Annotated in this window: 4 protein-coding genes and 1 pseudogene; 3 read left to right on the top strand and 2 right to left on the bottom strand. The window is 63.3% G+C overall.

Going from position 1 to position 4,658, the window contains the following annotated elements:
* Window positions 1-570: 570 nt before the first annotated feature.
* Together ABI660_RS23045 and ABI660_RS23050 are read right to left on the bottom strand one after the other, a co-directional pair.
* Complete coding sequence (locus ABI660_RS23045; protein WP_348072532.1) at window positions 571-1,572, bottom strand: DUF58 domain-containing protein; 1,002 nt, start codon at window positions 1,570-1,572, stop codon at window positions 571-573.
* 82 nt (window positions 1,573-1,654) lie between these two features.
* Complete coding sequence (locus ABI660_RS23050; RefSeq protein WP_348072534.1) at window positions 1,655-2,575, bottom strand: MoxR family ATPase; 921 nt, start codon at window positions 2,573-2,575, stop codon at window positions 1,655-1,657.
* Window positions 2,576-2,603: 28 nt separating this feature from the next.
* On the opposite strand from ABI660_RS23050, the gene ABI660_RS23055 reads away from it, so the two are divergent.
* The 3 genes and pseudogenes from ABI660_RS23055 to ABI660_RS23065 form a co-directional block, all read left to right on the top strand.
* Window positions 2,604-3,557 carry a histone deacetylase family protein gene (locus ABI660_RS23055; RefSeq protein WP_348072536.1) on the top strand — a complete coding sequence of 318 codons (954 nt, stop codon included), beginning with the start codon at window positions 2,604-2,606 and terminating at the stop codon, window positions 3,555-3,557.
* Window positions 3,558-3,583: 26 nt separating this feature from the next.
* The gene (locus ABI660_RS23060; RefSeq protein WP_348072539.1) at window positions 3,584-4,372 is read left to right on the top strand and encodes an enoyl-CoA hydratase; all 789 of its coding nucleotides are present in this window, start codon (window positions 3,584-3,586) and stop codon (window positions 4,370-4,372) included.
* Window positions 4,357-4,658: pseudogene (locus tag ABI660_RS23065) on the top strand (mechanosensitive ion channel protein); the annotation flags it as partial. The gene ABI660_RS23060 and the pseudogene ABI660_RS23065, both read left to right, overlap by 16 nt.

The raw sequence follows: 4,658 nt of genomic DNA on the forward strand, positions 1-4,658 counted from the left end.
AAAGGCGACCCGATGGTCCGGGTCCTTCCGCTTCGCTCCAGGCAACCTGCGGTGCTCGACAAAAGCGGGGTCGAGCTCGAACTCGCCTTCGGCTCAGACAATCGCGAGCCCTGATCCACTTTTGCCTGCGCTCCTCGGCCCAGCCTAACGGGTGATGCGCACCAAACGGATTCGGGGAGGCGGGGACGCGCTTTGCGCGTTCCCGCCGGAGCCCGACTGCGAATCCGCTCCCGGTCCCGGCTTCACCACCCTTCTGTATGCGCCGAGGAGCGCAGGGCCAGACGGACCAGGGCGAGCGATTGTCTGAGCGAAGCGAGTTCGAGCTCGACCCCGGCTGGACCGAGCACCGCAGGTTGCCCCGGAGCGAAGCGCAGGGGACGCAGACAGCAGGGTCGCCTTTTTCTTTGCTTACTTTCTTTTTGGCGACGCAAAAAGAAAGTGAGTTGCCGCCGGGCAACCCCCGGCTAGCTGGCAAGCCACGAACAGCCGAAGCAAAGAAGGCTTCGACAGGCTTAGCCCGAACGGTAGAAGAAGGGCCGCCTGAAGCGCTTGCCGGTAGTTCAAGGAAATTCAACATAGCGCCAACGCCTCCAGACATTGCCGCTTGTGCGCTTCCCCACTGGAAGGTTTGACCTCCAGCCCAGGCAGCCGCAAGCCGTACCGCAAGCCCAGCTTGTCGGCCTGCAAGATCCAGGCGCACAGCCGCGACAGCCGTGCTTCGGTGCCCAGCGAGCCGGCCTGCAGAAAATCGAGCCAGAGTTCGTGCCGCTGGGCCTGTTGTGTGTCGCGCACCACCAGGCCGTTGCCCTGGTCGTCGGCTTTGGCCGCCTTTTTCCACATGACGAGTTTGAGCGGGTCGCCGCGCCGGTAGCCGCGTATGCCGTCGAATTCGCCGGCGCTTTGCCAGCGGGCTGATGCGTCGGCTCCGCCCGAACGCGGCTCTCCCGGCGGCAGGGGCGGTGCGTGCGGTTCCGGAGCTGGGTAGACCAGCATCTGCGCTGCGGGCCGCCAGATGGTCCAGACGCGAAAAGTGCCAAGCGGAAACCGGGTTTCGGCTGTCAGCGTGGGCAGGCGGTGCAGGCCGCGGTGTTGGGGCGTGAAGGCGATCTGAACGGTGGCGCTGCCCTGTGCCGGCACATCGGTCCAGGCCCAATGCGGCTGGGCCGGTCCCTCCGGCGAGGCCAGCACGCTGACCCCGATGCCGTAACGCACGGAACGCCGGTTGTTCGTGAGTTTCACGTCAAATATGGCTGCAGCCCCCGTGAAATGGGCGGGAGGTGCTATCAAATTCATGGCAAGGCCGCGCAGGGTCCCATGACACACATGCATGCCGGTGACGGCGCTGCCAGCCAGCAGGAAAGTCAGCAGATAGCCCAGGTTGAGCTGGTAGTTGATGGAAGCGATCAGCAGCACCATCAGCGTCAGCGCCAGCATCAGCCCGGGACGTGTTGGCAGGATGTAGACATTGCGCTGGGTTAGCACCACGCTGTCGGTCAGCGGCAGCCGGGTTTGCCACCAGTGGCGGAAGCGGCCGCGAACAAAGGTGAGGGGGTTCAGGACAGCCGGACTCATGATCCGTTATGCCGTAGTTGCCACGCCATTCCGGCAGGTGCGGGCATGGATTGCGGATTGGATCCGCAATGACCAGGCGTTCTCATGGCAAAGGCACGGCCTCGACCATGGCGCGCACCTGCTCGACCGCGCCGCGTCCGGCGTCGCTGACCGGAATCAGCCGGTGTGCCACGGTTTGCGGCAGAACCGCCACGATGTCGTCCGGTGCCACATAATCGCGCCCGCTCAGGAAAGCCTGGGCGCGGGCGGCACGCACCAGGGCAATGCCGGCGCGCGGGCTCAGGCCCTGCAGGAACCAGCGGCCCGAACGGGTGGCGGCCACCAGGTCCTGCAGATAATTAAGCAGTGGTTCCGAGGCGTGAACCTGCAGCACCTGCTGCTGCAACTCCAGCAAGTCATGGGGCGTCATCACGGTGGCGAGCTTTTCCACCATGTCGCGGCGGTCGCCGCCGCCCAGCAGTTCGCGTTCGGCAGCGCGGTCGGGATAACCCAGCGAGATCCGCATGTGGAAACGGTCCAGCTGCGATTCGGGCAGGGCATAGGTGCCCAGCTGGTCGTGCGGGTTTTGCGTGGCAATCACAAAAAACGGCACCGGCAGGGGTCGTGTTTCGCCCTCCACCGTGACCTGCTTTTCCTCCATGGCTTCCAGCAGAGCACTTTGCGTGCGCGGGCTGGCGCGGTTGATTTCATCGGCCAGCAGCACCTGGGCAAAAATCGGCCCCGGATGGAAGATGAAGCTCTCCTTCTGGCGCTCGTAGATGGACACGCCCGACAGGTCGCTGGGCATCAGGTCGGCGGTGAATTGCACCCGGGAGAACTGCAGCCCGAAGGAGCGCGACAGCGCGTGTGCCAGCGTGGTTTTGCCGACGCCGGGCACGTCTTCAATCAGCAAATGGCCGCCCGCCAGCAGGCAGGCAACACAGTCCTGGACCTGGGCAGATTTGCCCACAATGACCGTGTTAAGCTGATTTAAAAGCGTTTGAATTTTTTGTTTTGCGTTCATTCCGCCAACCTTACCGCAAATTTTGCCTATGAACGCCACCGCGTATTTCACCCACAGGGACTGCTGGAAGCACGAGATGGGTGCTGGCCATCCGGAATGCCCTGAGCGGCTGGATGCCATAGAGGACCGCCTGCTGATGACGGGTGTAGGTGACGCGCTGGACCGCCGCGAGGCGCCGCTGGCTTCTCTGGCCGACCTGGAGCTGGCGCATGGCCGGATGCTGATAGCCGCCCTGCATGGTCTGAGTGAACAGCTTGCCGACGAGATTGCAGCGGGTGGTCCAAGCCATGCGCAGATTGATCCCGATACATCGATGAATGTGAACACCTGGAATGCTGCATTGCGTGCGGCGGGTGCTGCCCTGGCTGCGACCGATGCGGTGCTGGCGGGCGAGGCCGAAAACGCCTTTTGTGCGGTGCGCCCGCCCGGCCATCATGCCTGTCGCGACAAGGCGATGGGCTTCTGCTTTTTCAACAACATTGCCGTGGCGGCCAAGTATGCGCTCGAACGCCACGGGCTCAAACGCGTAGCCATCGTGGACTTTGATGTGCACCACGGCAACGGGACGGAAGACATCATCCGCGGGGACAAGCGCATATTGATGGTCAGTTTTTTTCAGCATCCCTACTACCCGTACACCGGCGCCGAAACACAGGCAGACAACATGGTGAACCTTCCCGTGCCGGCCTATACCAAGGGCATGGACATCCGGGAGCTGATCGAAATGATGTGGATTCCACGCCTGGAGGAGTTCAAGCCCGAGATGATTTTCATCAGCGCCGGTTTTGACGCCCACCGTGAAGATGACCTGGGTCAGATGGGGTTGACGGAGCAGGACTATGCGTGGATCACCCAGCGCATCAAGGATGTGGCCAAGCGGCACGCCCGCGGCCGCATCGTGTCCTCGCTCGAGGGCGGCTACAACCTCGATGCACTGGCGCGCAGCGTGGAAGCGCACATTCGCGTACTTGCTGATCTTTGAAACGATTGACCTTGCTGAGTTCTGCCATGAATGATGTTTCTGCTCCGGTGCTGCATACCCGCGATGAGCGGGGCGTGAACTGGCTGACCTTGAATCGCCCCGCCACGTTCAACACCCTGAGCGAGGAAGTGCTGGCCGCCCTGCAGGCCGCACTGGATACCGTAGCGGGTGATCCGCACGCACGCATGGTGGTGCTGGCCGCGCAAGGCAAGGCTTTTTGCGCCGGGCATAACCTCAAGGAAATGCGCGCGCAGCCTGAACTCGCCTATTACCAGAAGCTGTTTGCGCAATGCACCCGCATGATGCTGAGCATCCAGAACCTGCCGGTGCCGGTGCTGGCCCGGGTGCAGGGCGTCGCCACGGCCGCCGGCTGCCAGCTGGTGGCGCAATGCGACCTGGCGGTGGCCAGCGCTGAGGCGAGTTTTGGTGTCAACGGCATCGATGTCGGCCTGTTTTGCGCCACGCCCAGCGTGCCGCTGGTGCGCAACATTCCCGCCAAACAGGCCATGGAAATGCTTCTGACCGGCGGCTTCATCAGTGCCGAAGAAGCGCGCATGCGCGGCCTGGTGAATCGCGTTGTTGCGCAGGAGGCGCTGGATGCCGAAATAGAGCAGATGCTGCAGGCAATTTTGAGCAAACCCCGCGAAGCCCTTGCCATGGGCAAGGCCCTGTTCTACCAGCAGCGGGAAACCGGCATCGCGGCCGCCTACCAGTTGGCGGGCCAGTCCATGGCTTGCAACATGGTTCATCCCGTGGCCCAGGAGGGCGTGCAGGCTTTCATCGACAAAAGGAAACCGCAATGGCCGGTGCAGTGAGTTCCCGCGCCGCCGCGCCGGCCCGTATTGACAACCTGGAAGCCTGGTTTGCGGCACTGGCCCAGCCGACCGCGTTGACCGAAGTGGCGGCACTGGTCGGCTGTGTGCTGCTGGCCTGGCTGTTGGTGCGTGTGGCCAGCCGCTCGCAGCTGGTGACGGACGGCAACTCCGTTCTGTATGGCCGGCGCCAAATCGACGGTGTGTTGTTTCCGCTGTTGCTGCTGTTGTTTGCCTACGCGGTCCAGGCCATGCTGTCGCGGCTGTTTCCCGTGGCGGTGTTCAAGGT

The sequence above is a fragment of the Polaromonas sp. genome, assembly GCF_039930745.1.
In the GTDB taxonomy this organism is placed as follows: Bacteria; Pseudomonadota; Gammaproteobacteria; order Burkholderiales; family Burkholderiaceae_C; genus Polaromonas.